Annotated in this window: 13 protein-coding genes; 3 read left to right on the top strand and 10 right to left on the bottom strand. The window is 72.1% G+C overall.

Annotation, left to right across the window (positions count from 1 at the left end; translation table 11 throughout):
* The 8 genes from M4J07_RS42110 to rimP form a co-directional block, all read right to left on the bottom strand.
* A partial coding sequence (locus tag M4J07_RS42110) for a serine protease (RefSeq protein WP_255981470.1) occupies positions 1-1,316 on the bottom strand: 1,316 nt, incomplete at its 3' end.
* A 236-nt stretch (positions 1,317-1,552) separates the two neighbouring features.
* Positions 1,553-2,458: a tRNA pseudouridine(55) synthase TruB gene (gene truB, locus M4J07_RS42105; protein ID WP_255981468.1), complete on the bottom strand. Its 906-nt coding sequence runs from the start codon at positions 2,456-2,458 to the stop codon at positions 1,553-1,555.
* A gap of 2 nt (positions 2,459-2,460) precedes the next feature.
* The gene (gene rbfA / locus M4J07_RS42100; protein WP_255981466.1) at positions 2,461-2,913 is read right to left on the bottom strand and encodes a 30S ribosome-binding factor RbfA; all 453 of its coding nucleotides are present in this window, start codon (positions 2,911-2,913) and stop codon (positions 2,461-2,463) included.
* A gap of 48 nt (positions 2,914-2,961) precedes the next feature.
* A complete protein-coding gene (locus M4J07_RS42095) occupies positions 2,962-3,255 on the bottom strand; it encodes a DUF503 domain-containing protein (RefSeq protein WP_108016025.1) in 294 nt (97 codons plus the stop codon).
* 144 nt (positions 3,256-3,399) lie between these two features.
* Positions 3,400-6,477 (bottom strand): translation initiation factor IF-2, encoded by a 3,078-nt coding sequence (gene infB, locus M4J07_RS42090; protein ID WP_255981460.1) that lies wholly within the window; start codon positions 6,475-6,477, stop codon positions 3,400-3,402.
* A 146-nt stretch (positions 6,478-6,623) separates the two neighbouring features.
* A complete protein-coding gene (locus M4J07_RS42085; RefSeq protein WP_255981458.1) occupies positions 6,624-6,902 on the bottom strand; it encodes a YlxR family protein in 279 nt (92 codons plus the stop codon).
* A gap of 100 nt (positions 6,903-7,002) precedes the next feature.
* Positions 7,003-8,001, bottom strand: coding sequence for a transcription termination factor NusA (gene nusA / locus M4J07_RS42080; RefSeq protein WP_255981455.1), 999 nt, complete (start codon positions 7,999-8,001; stop codon positions 7,003-7,005).
* Between the two features lie 2 nt (positions 8,002-8,003).
* Positions 8,004-8,513 carry a ribosome maturation factor RimP gene (rimP, locus tag M4J07_RS42075; protein WP_255981453.1) on the bottom strand — a complete coding sequence of 170 codons (510 nt, stop codon included), beginning with the start codon at positions 8,511-8,513 and terminating at the stop codon, positions 8,004-8,006.
* A 188-nt stretch (positions 8,514-8,701) separates the two neighbouring features.
* Between rimP and M4J07_RS42070 the strand changes: the two genes are divergently transcribed.
* Genes M4J07_RS42070 through M4J07_RS42060 form a run of 3 tightly spaced genes read left to right on the top strand, consistent with a single transcriptional unit; the run spans position 8,702 to position 10,620 of the window.
* Positions 8,702-9,175: a hypothetical protein gene (locus M4J07_RS42070; protein WP_255981451.1), complete on the top strand. Its 474-nt coding sequence runs from the start codon at positions 8,702-8,704 to the stop codon at positions 9,173-9,175.
* Between the two features lie 23 nt (positions 9,176-9,198).
* Positions 9,199-9,690, top strand: coding sequence for a ferritin-like domain-containing protein (locus tag M4J07_RS42065; protein WP_374215182.1), 492 nt, complete (start codon positions 9,199-9,201; stop codon positions 9,688-9,690).
* Between the two features lie 27 nt (positions 9,691-9,717).
* Positions 9,718-10,620, top strand: coding sequence for an aminoglycoside phosphotransferase family protein (locus tag M4J07_RS42060; protein ID WP_255981449.1), 903 nt, complete (start codon positions 9,718-9,720; stop codon positions 10,618-10,620).
* A gap of 138 nt (positions 10,621-10,758) precedes the next feature.
* On the opposite strand, the gene M4J07_RS42055 is transcribed toward M4J07_RS42060, so the two are convergent.
* Complete coding sequence (locus tag M4J07_RS42055; protein ID WP_255981447.1) at positions 10,759-12,459, bottom strand: proline--tRNA ligase; 1,701 nt, start codon at positions 12,457-12,459, stop codon at positions 10,759-10,761.
* Between the two features lie 73 nt (positions 12,460-12,532).
* On the bottom strand, positions 12,533-13,096 hold the full coding sequence (locus tag M4J07_RS42050; RefSeq protein ID WP_374215183.1) for a GNAT family N-acetyltransferase: 564 nt from the start codon (positions 13,094-13,096) through the stop codon (positions 12,533-12,535).
* Positions 13,097-13,099 lie beyond the last annotated feature (3 nt).

The following is a 13,099-nucleotide window of genomic DNA, read 5'->3' as shown; positions in this document are numbered from 1 at the left end:
CCCAGCACCCCGTCCGGAACCCCGCACCGCTCCCGCGCCCGCCGCGCCTGCTCCCCGGCCAGGTCCCCGATCCGTACGCACGCGGGCAGCCGCCCGGCCCGCCCGTGCAGCACGTCGCCGCCGAACAGCGCCCCGGCCTGCTCCCAGTACTCGCCGCGGCACGCCACGACGAGCCGCACGCCCGCCGAGGTCAGCCAGCTCTCGGTGCGCCGCGACCACGCGCCGAGCCGGTGCGCGAGCACGGGCGGCATCTCCTCGGGCCCGTCGAGCAGCAGCACGAGCGGCCGCCCGGCGTCGCGGGCGACCTCGGCGATCCGCTCCGGCGCGATGTCCCCGAGGTCGCCGGGCCCGGTCTCCCGGGACGCCGCGACGATCCGCCCGGCCCGCTCCAGGGCGCGCCCCACCGCGTCCGCGACCGACGTGTCGTCCGCGTGCAGGTCGGCGCCGCGCAGCCACAGGGTGGGGGCGGCGGCCACGTCCGCGGCCCGCCGTGCGGCGAGCGCCGCCAGCTCCGTCGTGCGGCCGCAGCCGGGGTCCCCGACGAGCCCGAGCACCGCCGCGTCACCGTCCGCGAAGGCGGCCAACTCCCGTGCCACCTCCGGGCGTTCGACCGGTTCGGGCCCGCCGTCGTCGGCCGGTCCGTCGCTCCCCACGGAGACGGCGGTCAGCTGGAGCACCCCGGCGAGGTTCAGATCGTGGCCGTACGCGGGCACGGTCGCCGCGTTGCGCGCGAGCAGTTCGGCGAGCGGTCCCCGTGGGTCCCCGGCGGCCGCGGCCCGCAGCGGTACGGCGAACCCCGCGGCCCGGTGCCCGGCCTGCAGCGCCGTGCCGAGCACCCCGACGACGGCCCCGGTCCCGGCGTCGAGCACCGGCCCGCCTGCCGCCCCGCCGCCGAGCCGCAGCGCGTCGGCCCCGGCCGTGCCGACGGCCAGCTCCATGGCGTCGTCGAGGAGGTGGAAGCGGTCGGTGGCCGTGTAGGTGACGGCGGTGTGCCCGAGGACCCGCGCCTCGCGCCAGCCACCGGCCGGGATCCGTACGTATGCGCCCGCCTCCATGGCGCAGCGCGCCCCGACCGGCAGCGGCGGCGCGCCGAGACCTTCGGCGCGCACCAGTGCGAGGTCGACGTCGGGCAGGGTGACGACGGCGTCGGGTCCCACCACACAGGTCGCTCCGCCGGGCGCGTGCAGGACGACCTGTCCGAGCCCGTCCACCGCCTCGTGACTGGTGACGACGGTGCCGCGGTCGTCCGCGGCGAACCCCGCTCCGCGCGGCCGCCCGGCCAGATCACAGATCCGTACCAGAGGCGGATCCACCATGGTCTGAACCTCCCGCCACGCCCCGTCTCCTCGACGGTAGGCGCGCGGTGATCAGCCGGACAGCGCCCGGGGCGAACGCGCCCCCTTCCACTCCCCTGGTTCACTCCGAGCGCCTGCTCGAAGGGGTGAAGTGGAGGGGTGCAGCGGATAGACCCTTGAGAGGGGGAACGTGGAGCGGCGGCCACCCGTGAGACCGGAATCCGCCGCTCCACCGAAAATCCGGGGCCTCCTGCCCCTCAGCCGAAGACGGCCAGGCTCTTGGCCTTGCCCTTGGACTCCTCGACGAGCGCGACGAACGCGCCGTCCGCGTCGAACACGGCGACCGGCCCGGCGCCCGCGTACTCCCCGGGCATCTCCAGCCGGACCCCGTTGAGCAGCAGCTTCGCGCGGCGCACGTCGACGTCCCAGCGGGGGAACGCGGCGGCGGCCGCCTCGGCCACCGGCATCACGGTGAGCGACTCCTGGAGCTGGTCCAGGGTGCGCGCCGAGTCCAGCTTGTACGGGCCGACGCGGGTGCGGCGCAGCGCCGTCAGATGCCCGCCGACGCCGAGATCGGCGCCCAGGTCACGGGCGAGCGCGCGGATGTACGTACCCGAGGAGCAGACCACGGACACGACCAGGTCGAGCACCGGGGTGCCGTCCTCGGCGACCGCGTCCCGTACGTCGTGGACGGCGAAGGAGGAGACGGTCACCGGCCGCGCCGGGATCTCGAAGTCCTCGCCGTCCCTGGCCCGCTTGTACGAGCGCACGCCCTTGATCTTGATGGCGCTGACCTTGGACGGCACCTGCATGATGTCGCCGGTCAGCTTGGCGACGCCCGCGTCGACGGCCTCGCGCCGCACCCCGGACGCGTCGGTGGCGGACGTGATCTCGCCCTCCGCGTCGTCGGTGAGCGTGTTCTGCCCGAGCCTGATCGTGCCCAGGTACTCCTTCTCGGTCAGCGCGAGGTGGCCGAGGAGCTTGGTGGCACGCTCGACGCCGAGCACAAGGACGCCCGTCGCCATCGGGTCGAGGGTGCCCGCGTGGCCGACCTTGCGGGTCTTGGCGATCCCGCGCATCTTGGCCACGACGTCGTGCGAAGTGAAGCCCGACGGCTTGTCGACGATGACAAGGCCGTCGGGCGGTGGGGTGCGGTCGGACATGCTCAGGCGTCGCCGTCCTCGTCCGAGGAATCGTCCTCGGGCTTCTTGTACGGGTCCGCGTCGCCGGCGAACGTGGCGCCCGCGGACGCCTCGCGCACCTGGGCGTCGGAGGACCGCGCCTTGTCGAGGAGGTCCTCGATCGTCTTCGCGTTGTCCGGCAGGGCGTCCGCGACGAACGTCAGCGTCGGCGTGAACTTCACGCCGGCCGCCGCGCCGACCGCGGAGCGCAGGATGCCCTTGGCGCTCTCCAGACCGGCGGCCACCTCGGCCCGCTCCTCGTCGTCCCCGTACACCGTGTAGAAGACGGTGGCCTCCCGCAGGTCACCCGTGACCCGGGTGTCCGTGATGGTGACGTGGGTGCCGAGGCGCGGGTCCTTGATCCCGCGCTGCAGCTTCTGGGCCACCACCTCTCGGATGAGGTCCGCCAGCCTCTTGGCGCGCGCGTTGTCGGCCACTGCCGTCTCCTTAGTAACTAACCACTGTGGTGCGTAAGTCTTCTTGCTTCAGTCTTCGTCGCTGTGGAGCCTGCGTCGAACCGAGAGCAGTTCCACTTCGGGGCGCCCGGCCACCAGCCGCTCGCAGCGGTCCAGTACGTCGGAGAGGTGCGCCGTGTCCCCGGAGACCACCGCGAGCCCGATCTCGGCCCTGCGGTGGAGGTCCTGGTTGCCCGTCTCCGCCGCACTCACCGCGTACTTGCGCTGGAGTTCGGCCACGATCGGACGGACGAGGGAGCGTTTTTCCTTCAGCGAGTGGACGTCGCCGAGGAGCAGATCGAAGGACAGAGTCCCCACATACATGTGTGTGTCCGGATGTCCCGCCGGTTCGGGTTCGTACGGTCACCAGGTCGTCTGGACGCCGATACGGGAACCGTACACGCAACGGCCGGGGCCGATCGACGGAAATAAGTCCCGCCGATCGGCCCCGATCGCTTACTGCACCGCTCAGACGCGCGGCTTCTCGCGCATCTCGTACGTCGCGATGACGTCGTCGACCTTGATGTCGTTGAAGTTTCCGAGGTTGATACCACCCTCGAAGCCTTCGCGGATCTCGGTGACGTCGTCCTTGAAGCGACGCAGACCGGAGATGTTGAGGTTCTCCGCGATGACCTTGCCATCGCGCAGCAGGCGCGCCTTGGTGTTGCGCTTGACCTCGCCGGACCGGACGAGCACACCGGCGATGTTGCCCAGCTTGGACGACTTGAAGACCTCGCGGATCTCCGCCGTGCCGAGCTCGACCTCTTCGTACTCCGGCTTGAGCATGCCCTTGAGGGCCGCCTCGATCTCCTCGATGGCCTGGTAGATCACCGAGTAGTACCGGACGTCGACGCCCTCGCGCTCCGCCATCTGCTGCGCACGGCCGGCTGCCCGGACGTTGAAGCCGATGACGATGGCGTCGGAGCCGGTCGCCAGGTTGATGTCGGACTCGGTGACCGCACCCACACCGCGGTGCAGGACACGGATGTCGACCTCTTCACCGACGTCGAGCTGGAGCAGCGAGGACTCGAGGGCCTCCACCGAACCGGACGCGTCGCCCTTGATGATGAGGTTGAGTTCCTGCACCAGACCGGCCTTGAGGGCCTCGTCCAGGTTCTCCAGGGAGAACCGGACGCCGCGGCGCGCGAAGTTGGCGTTGCGCTCGCGAGCGGCACGCTTCTCGGCGATCTGACGGGCCGTACGGTCCTCGTCGACCACCAGGAAGTTGTCGCCGGCACCCGGGACGTTGGTGAGACCGAGCACGAGGACGGGGGTCGAGGGACCCGCTTCCTCGACGTTGTTCCCGTTGTCGTCGAGCATCGCGCGGACTCGGCCGTACGCGTCGCCGACCACCATCGTGTCGCCGATGCGCAGCGTGCCTCGCTGGACGAGGACGGTCGAGACGGCACCGCGACCACGGTCGAGGTGGGACTCGATCGCAATACCCTGCGCGTCCTGCTCCGGGTTGGCCCGCAGGTCGAGCGAGGCGTCCGCGGTCAGGACCACGGCCTCCAGCAGGGAGTCGATGTTCAGACCCTGCTTGGCGGAGATGTCGACGAACATGGTGTCGCCGCCGTACTCCTCGGCCACCAGGCCGTACTCGGTCAGCTGACCGCGCACCTTGGTCGGGTCGGCACCCTCGACGTCGATCTTGTTGACCGCGACGACGATCGGGACCTCGGCGGCCTTGGCGTGGTTGAGCGCCTCGACCGTCTGGGGCATGACGCCGTCGTTGGCCGCGACCACGAGGATCGCGATGTCGGTCGACTTCGCACCACGGGCACGCATGGCGGTGAAGGCCTCGTGACCGGGGGTGTCGATGAAGGTGATCTTGCGCTCTTCGTCGTTCACCTCGGTCGTGACCTGGTACGCACCGATGTGCTGCGTGATGCCGCCGGCCTCACCCGCGATGACGTTCGTCTTGCGGATGGTGTCGAGCAGTCGGGTCTTACCGTGGTCGACGTGACCCATGACGGTCACGACCGGCGGACGCGCGACGAGGAACTCCTCGCCACCCTCGTCCTCGCCGAACTCGATGTCGAAGGACTCGAGCAGCTCGCGGTCCTCCTCCTCGGGGCTGACGATCTCGAGGATGAAGTTCATCTCGTCCGCGAGCAGCTTCAGCGTCTCGTCGGAGACGGACTGCGTGGCAGTGACCATCTCGCCGAGGTTCATCATCACGCCGACGAGCGACGCCGGGTTGGCGTTGATCTTCTCGGCGAAGTCCGTGAGGGACGCACCGCGCGACAGGCGCACGGTGGCGCCGTTGCCGCGAGGCAGCATGACGCCGCCCACCGACGGGGCCTGCATGGCCTCGTACTCCTGGCGCCTCTGACGCTTCGACTTGCGACCACGACGGGCGGGCCCGCCGGGACGGCCGAACGCACCCTGCGTGCCACCACGGCCACCCGGACCACCGGGACGACCGCCGAAGCCGGGACGGCCACCGCCGCCACCGCCGGGACGGCCGGCGAAGCCGCCGCCACCGCCACCGGGACCACCGGGACGACCGGCGAAACCGCCACCGCCGCCGCCACCGGGACGACCGGCGAAGCCGCCGCCACCGGGACGACCGCCGCCGCCACCCGGACGACCGCCGCCGCCGGGACCACGGCCACCGCCGGGGCCACCACCGGGACGCGGGCCCGCGGCGGGACGCTGCGGCATCATGCCCGGGTTCGGACGGTTGCCACCGGGGCCGCCGCCGGGACGCGGACCGGCCGCGCCGCCCTGCGGACGAGGCATGCCGCCGGGGGTCGGACGGGCGCCGCCCTGACCCTGCGGACGAGGACCACCCTGGCCGCCGCCCTGCGGGCGCGGACCGCCCGGGGCACCCTGGCCACCGGGACGCGGGGCGCCGCCCGGACGGGGCGCCTGCGGGCGCGCCATGCCGGTGGAGCCACCAGAGGTGAAGGGGTTGTTGCCCGGACGCGGACCCGCGGGACGGGCACCACCGGGACGAGCGCCCTGGCCGCCGGGACGCGGGGCGCCCTGACGGTCACCGCGCTGGCCCTGGCCCTGGCCACGGTCCTGACCACGGTCCTGACCGGGGGCCGGACGGCCACCGGGCTTCGGGGCACCGGGACGGGCACCGCTGGGACGCGGGCCACCGGCGGCCGGGGCCGACGAAGCGGCCGGGGCGGCGGGCGGCGCCGTGAACTCGGGCGCGGCCGGGGCCGGCGTCGCAGGCTTGGGAGCCGGCTTCGGACCCGGGGTGGGGCGCGGACCCGGCGCGGCCGGGGCCGCCGCGGGCTTCTCCGCGACGGCCGGCTTCGGGGCCGGCGGGCGCGGCGCGGCAGGCTTCGCGGCCTGCGCGGGGGAAGGGGTGGGGCGCGGCGCTGCGGGCTTCGCAGGCGCGGCCTTCTTCGCGGCGGACTTGCCGCCATTGCCCTGATTCAGGGCATCAGTCAACTTGCGTACAACCGGCGCCTCGATCGTCGAGGACGCCGAACGTACGAATTCACCGAGTTCTTGGAGCTTGGCCATGACGACCTTGCTCTCTACGCCGAACTCCTTGGCGAGTTCGTATACCCGGACCTTAGCCACTTCGCTCCTTTTAGGTCCGGGTTACGCCGGACCGTCGCTACTTCATGGGCGTACTCATCGCGTGCTCATCGAGTGCTCATCGCAATCTCGACCTACTTCCAACTCGCGGGGTACCAGGGCCGCACGGGGGTTCCGCGCGGCGCTTCTTACGGTGTTGCCTGCCCGACTCGGTGGCGAAGCGCCTCCGTGTCGAACGGTCCAGGGGCCTTGAACGCCCGCTGGAACGCCCGGCGGCGGACCGCCAGGTCGAGACAGACCTGGGCGGGATGCACATAGGCACCCCGGCCGGGCAGCGTACCGCGATCATCGGGGACGCATCCGCCCTCGATCACCACGATCCGCAGCAGATCGCTCTTGGCCGCTCGCTCCCGGCAACCCACGCAGGTTCGCTCAGGGCAGGCGCGGGCGTGCGTCCGGCCAGACACGGTTTAGTCTACCTCCCCGTACCGACCTCACCCCTTTGGGGCAAAAATCGAACGGCCACTCGTTACATACTGTCGTGATCCAAGCGCACAGCGCCCGGATTTATTCCCCGGATCCGGAACCCGGCTGCTCGGTGTCCGGGCGGATGTCGATGCGCCAGCCGGTGAGGCGGGCGGCCAGGCGGGCGTTCTGCCCCTCCTTGCCGATGGCGAGCGACAGCTGGTAGTCGGGAACGGTCACGCGGGCGGACCGGGCACCGAGATCGACGATCTCGACCTTCGAGACGCGAGCCGGGGACAGCGCGTTCGCGACCATCTCCGCCGGGTCGTCCGACCAGTCGACGATGTCGATCTTCTCGCCGTTGAGCTCACCCATGACGTTGCGCACGCGCCCGCCCATGGGACCGATGCACGCGCCCTTGGCGTTGAGTCCGCTCCGGGTCGACCGGACCGCGATCTTGGTGCGGTGGCCGGCCTCGCGGGCGATGGCCGAGATCTCGACGCTGCCGTCGGCGATCTCCGGCACCTCGAGCGCGAAGAGCTTCTTCACCAGGTTCGGGTGGGTGCGGGACAGGGTCACGGACGGACCGCGGACACCCTTGGCCACGCGCACCACGTACGAGCGCAGGCGCATCCCGTGCGGGTACTCCTCGCCCGGCACCTGCTCCTGCACCGGCAGGATGGCTTCCAGCTTGCCGATGTCGACCAGCACGTTCTTCGGGTCGCGGCCCTGCTGGACCACGCCCATGACGATGTCGCCCTCGCGGCCCGCGTACTCGCCGAGCGTCGCGTCGTCCTCGGCGTCGCGCAGCCGCTGCAGGATGACCTGCTTCGCGGTGGTGGCGGCGATCCGGCCGAAGTCGGACGGGGTGTCGTCGAACTCCTTGGGCTCCTGGCCCTCTTCGAGGTCCGCCGGGTCCTCCGTCGCCCACACCGTCACGTGGCCGCTCTCGCGGTCCAGCTTCACGCGGGCACGGCGGAAACTGCCGTCGGTGCGGTGGTAGGCGATGAGGAGGGCCGACTCGATCGCCTCGACCAGCAGATCGAAGGAGATCTCCTTCTCCCGGACCAGACCCCGCAGGGCACTCATGTCGATGTCCACGGCTACGCCTCCTCTACTTCTTGAGCGTCGTTCTTGTTCTTGCGGTTGAACTCGACCTGGACGCGCGCCTTGGCGATGTCCGTGAAGTCGAGCCGGCGGGCGGTGGCCTTGCGGCCCTTCACGCCCGGAACTTCGAGGTCGAGACCGTCGTCGTCGACCGTGAGGATGCGCGCGACCAGCTCAGCGTCGTCCTTCAACGTGAACTTCACCAGGCGGTCGACGGCGCGGACGTAGTGGCGGTGCTCGGTCAGCGGGCGCTCGGCGCCCGGCGTGCCGACCTCCAGCTCGTACTCACCGTCGCCCATGACGTCCGACTCGTCGAGCTTCGCCGAGAGCGCGCGGCTCACATCGGCGATCGCGTCCAGGTCGGCACCCTCGTCGGAGTCCACGACGACACGCAGCACACGCTTGCGTCCTACCGAGGCCACGTCGATCTCTTCGAGATCGAGCCCCTGTGAGCTGACGAGCGGTTCCAGTAGTTCCCGCAGCCTCTCGTTCTGGGTGGTGCTCATCCGGGTGACTCCTCGGCCGCGTGTGCTGTTGTGGTTGCTGACTGTCCTTGCGCGTCAGGTCAAAGGGTATCCGGTCCAGGGGGGTGTTGCCGTCCACCCGGAAGGGGCCGACTGTACGGTGATCTTCGGTCACCCCCCGCTCATCCCGCTGAATCGTTTCCCGACCCTTTCTGCCGAGGACGTCCGCCGTGTCACTCACTTCCCGCAGGACCCTGCTCGCGTCGCTGGCCGGTGCCGCGCTCCTCACGGGCTGCTCGGGCGGCTCCGACGAGGGTGCCGAGGGCGGGCAGGGGGCGCCGTCCGTCTCCCAGGAGAAGCGGCTCAAGGCGCGCGAGGCGCGGGCGAGCGCGGATCTGCTCGGGCAGTACGACGAGGCGCTGGCGGCCGTGCCGTCCCTCGCGGCCCGGCTGAACCCGCTGCGGGACGAGGTCGAGCGGCACGTGAAGGCGTTCGGCGGAGCGGCCAGGCCGTCCGCGTCGACGTCGCCCTCCACGCCGCCGGTGGCCGAGAAGGACGTGCTCAAGGCGCTGGCGGCGGCGGAGCGGACGCTGTCGGACCGGCGCATGACGACGCTGGTCGACGCGCCCGCCGAGGCAGCGCGGCTGCTCGCGTCGGTGGCGGCGGCCGGGGCCGGGCACGCGTATCTGCTGGCGGAGGACTGATCGAAGTGGCCGACAACACCGGGATGAGCACCATGGCTGACGGCACGGGCAACGACCTGCTCGCGGCGGTACAGGCGGCGCTGCGCGCCGAGCACGCGGCGGTCTACGGCTACGGGGTGGTCGGCGGCCGGATCCGCGAGGGCCGCAGGGCCGAGGCGAAGACCGCGTACGACGCGCACCGGGCCCGCCGCGACGACCTGCGGCGCACCGCCCGCGACCTCGGCGGCACCCCGGAGGAGTCGGCGGGGGCGTACGCGCTGCCGTTCCCGGTGCCGGACTCGGCGGCGGCGGCGCGGCTCGCGGCCGACATCGAGGACAAGATCGGCGGGGCGTACTCGGATCTCGTGCGGGCGGCGAGCGGTGACCGGCGCCGGGCCGCGGCGGACGCGCTGCGGGAGGCCGCGGTGCGCGCGGTGCGGTGGCGCGGCGGCAGCGTAGCCTTCCCTGGGCTCACCGAACGGGCCGCGGTGCCGTCGGCATCGGCCTCGGCTTCCTCGGTGACGCCCCGCACGTAAGCAGTCTTTGGAAGGGAATCCTCGCGCATGGCTTTCGAACCGCCTTCGCGTCTGGTGAACGCGCTCGGCGAGGTGCGCGACGACGGGGCGTCCGCGTGGCTCGGCCGGGTCGGTGCGCTGCTCGACGACGCGGCGGCCCGGCGCGAGGTGAGCGTCGAGCGGGTGCACGTGCCCGGCGGACGCAGCAGCCTGGTCGCCCACGTGCGGCGGGCGGACGGCTCGCCCGCGGTCCTGAAGCTGGCGCCGGAGCGGTTCCGGCCGGAGGCGGAGCGGGCGGCGCTGACGCACTGGGACGGGTTCGGGGCGGTCCGGCTGCTCGATCCGGGCGTGAACGACGGGGCGCTGCTCCTGGAGCGGCTGCACCCCGAGGTCTCCGTGCGGACGCTGCCCGAGGCGAAGGCGCTGCTGGAGGCGGCGGGGACGCTGCGGCGGCTGTGGGTGGACCCGCCGGCCGGGCGCAACTGCGAGACGGTGCCGGAGCGGACGGGTCGGCAGGCCGTCGCCATGCGGGCGTCCGTGGAGTCCTTCCCGGACGTCGCGCCGCTGGTCGACGCGGCGCTGGAGGCACGGGACGAGCTGGTGTCCGCGCCGCCCGAACTCCGGTTGCTGCACGGCACGTTCCGGCAGAGCAAGGTGTTGCAGGGCGAGCGGATGCCGTGGCTCGCGGTGGGGCCCGACCCGGTGGTGGGCGAGTGCGCGTTCGATCTGGCGCGGCTGGTGCGGGACCGGGTGGAGGATCTGATCGGGTCACCGTCCGGGCCCGCGATCACGCGCAGGCGGGTCAAGCGGCTCGCGGAGTCGCTGGAGGTGGACCAGGCGCGGCTGCGCGGCTGGACGCTGTTCCGGGCCGTGGAGTCGGGGGTCAGGGCGCTGCGGGTGGGGCGTGAGCGCGACGGGGAGAACCTGCTGGAGTTCGCGGGCTGGCTGTAGCGGCGTCACGCCGTGTCCGGCCCCGCAGGACCGGGCGAGAACCAGGCGAGAACCGAGCCGGAAAGGGCGTCGCCCCGCAGCCGGGCTGCGGGGCGACGCCGAGAGAACCGTGAACCGGCCGTGACGCCGGGTGGAGCCCTACGCGGTGAGGCGGGCCACGGCCTCCTCGACCGTGAGTTCCTCGCGCTCGCCGGTGCGGCGGTCCTTCAGTTCGAGGACGCGGTCGCCGCTGCGGCGGCCCGCCACCAGGATCTTCGGGACGCCGATCAGCTCGGAGTCGGTGAACTTCACGCCGGGCGAGATGCCCGGGCGGTCGTCGACCAGGACCCGGACGCCGGCCTCGGCCAGCAGATCGGAGACCTCCAGGGCCAGCTCGGTCTGGAGGGCCTTGCCCGCGGCCACGACGTGGACGTCGGCGGGGGCGATCTCCTCGGGCCAGATCAGGCCCTTGTCGTCGGCGTGCTGCTCGGCGAGGGCGGCGACGGCGCGCGAGACGCCGATGCCGTACGAGCCCATGGTCACGCGGACCGGCTTGCCGTTCTGGCCGAGCACGTCGAGCTGGAAGGCGTCGGCGTACTTGCGGCCGAGCTGGAAGATGTGGCCGATCTCGATGGCGCGGTCCAGCTTGAGGCCGGTGCCGCAGTTCGGGCACGGGTCGCCCTCCTGGACGACGACGACGTCGACGTACGCGTCGACCTCGAAGTCGCGGCCGGCGACGACGTTCTTGGCGTGCAGGCCGTCCTTGTTGGCGCCGGTGATCCAGGCGGTGCCGGGGGCGACGCGCGGGTCGGCGATGTACTGGACCTTCTCCAGGCCCTGCGGGCCGACGTAACCGCGGACCAGGTCGTCACGGCCCTCGAAGTCCTCGGCCGTCACGAGCTCGACGGCGGCCGGGGCGAAGTGGGCCTCGACCTTGTCCATGTCGACCTCGCGGTCGCCGGGGACGCCGACGGCGACGATCTCGCCGTCGACCTTCACGAGGAGGTTCTTCAGGGTGGCCGACGCCGGGACGTCGAGGTGCGCGGCGAGCGTCTCGATGGTCGGGGTGTCGGGGGTCGGGATCTCCTCGAGCGCGGGCACGTCCGTGGCGTCCACGGCCTTGAGCGCGAAGGAGACGGCCTCCGTGTTGGCGGCGTAGTCGCAGTTCGGGCAGTCGGCGAAGGTGTCCTCGCCGGCCGCGGCCGGGGCGAGGAACTCCTCCGACTTCGAGCCGCCCATGGCGCCCGCGGTGGCGGCGCAGATGCGGTAGTCGAGGCCGAGGCGGGCGAAGATCTTCTGGTACGCGGCGCGGTGCAGCGCGTAGGACTTGGCGAGGCCCTCGTCCTCCAGGTCGAAGGAGTACGAGTCCTTCATCAGGAACTCGCGGCCGCGCAGGATGCCGGCGCGGGGGCGGGCCTCGTCGCGGTACTTCGTCTGGATCTGGTACAGGACGACCGGCAGGTCCTTGTAGGACGTGCACTGGTCCTTGACCAGGAGGGTGAAGATCTCCTCGTGGGTGGGGCCGAGGAGGTAGTCGCCGCCCTTGCGGTCGTTCAGGCGGAACAGCTCGGCGCCGTACTCGGTCCAGCGGTTGGTGGCCTCGTAGGGCTCCTTGGGCAGCAGGGCGGGGAGGGTGACCTCCTGGCCGCCCATCTCGTCCATCTCCTCGCGGACGATGCGCTCGACGTTGGCGAGGACCTTCTTGCCGAGCGGCAGCCAGGACCAGACGCCGGCGGCCGTGCGGCGCACGAAACCGGCGCGGACGAGGAGCTTGTGGCTGAGCACCTCGGCGTCCGCCGGGTCGTCGCGCAGCGTCTTCACCATCAAGCGGGACATGCGCTGGACCTGGACCTTGGCCATGATTGTTTGCTCCTGCTGCGAAAGGGTGATGTGCAGGAGGTTAGCCGGGTGGGCCGGGCGGCCGGAAATCGGTTCAGAAGTTGCGGCGCAGCGGGAGGGGTGCGCCCATCACCGCGTACGGCTTCGGGGCGCTGGGGAAGAGGACCTGGCGGGCCAGGTCGTCGTAGCCGAGGGAGCGGTACAGACCGCGGGCCGGGCTCTCGAAGTCGATCGCGGAGAGGATCGAGCGGGGCTGGGCGGCGCCGTCGGTGATCGTGGTGATGAGGGTGCGGCCGATGCCGCGGTTCTGGTAGCCGGGGTGGACGTGCAGCTCCGTGATGACGAAGGAGTCGTCGAGCCAGTGGTCGGTGCCGCGGGCGCGCAGGTACGGCTCGACGACCGTGGACCACCAGTGGGTGCGGTCGTTCGGCATGCCGTAGACGAAGCCGACGAGGCGGCCGGTGTCGGTGGTGGCGCCCAGCGACCGGGCGCCCGGGTAGGTGATGTGCCGCAGCACGATCTGCCGCCGCACCGCGATCTCGTCGTCGCTGAGCCCGAAGGCGTACGCCTGGACGGCGAGGGCCTCGTCCACGCGGGTGCGCAGGTCGAGGGGGCCGATGGTGACGGCGGTGTCGTCCATGCGGTTCCGGTGCGGCATGCG

It is taken from the genome of Streptomyces longispororuber, from assembly GCF_024448165.1.
In the GTDB taxonomy this organism is placed as follows: domain Bacteria; phylum Actinomycetota; class Actinomycetes; order Streptomycetales; family Streptomycetaceae; genus Streptomyces; species Streptomyces longispororuber_A.
Note: the sequence above shows the minus strand (reverse complement) of the source record. Positions and strands in the feature narration are given on the sequence as shown.

Excerpts from the sequence above, each read along its gene's own strand:
- truB (WP_255981468.1), bottom strand. The coding sequence starts at position 2,458 with ATGTCCGACCGCACCCCACCGCCCGACGGCCTTGTCATCGTCGACAAG.
- M4J07_RS42095 (WP_108016025.1), bottom strand. The coding sequence starts at position 3,255 with ATGTATGTGGGGACTCTGTCCTTCGATCTGCTCCTCGGCGACGTCCAC.
- rimP (WP_255981453.1), bottom strand. The coding sequence starts at position 8,513 with ATGAGCACCACCCAGAACGAGAGGCTGCGGGAACTACTGGAACCGCTC.
- M4J07_RS42065 (WP_374215182.1), top strand. The coding sequence starts at position 9,199 with ATGAGCACCATGGCTGACGGCACGGGCAACGACCTGCTCGCGGCGGTA.
- M4J07_RS42060 (WP_255981449.1), top strand. The coding sequence starts at position 9,718 with ATGGCTTTCGAACCGCCTTCGCGTCTGGTGAACGCGCTCGGCGAGGTG.
- M4J07_RS42055 (WP_255981447.1), bottom strand. The coding sequence starts at position 12,459 with ATGGCCAAGGTCCAGGTCCAGCGCATGTCCCGCTTGATGGTGAAGACG.
- M4J07_RS42050 (WP_374215183.1), bottom strand. The coding sequence starts at position 13,096 with ATGCCGCACCGGAACCGCATGGACGACACCGCCGTCACCATCGGCCCC.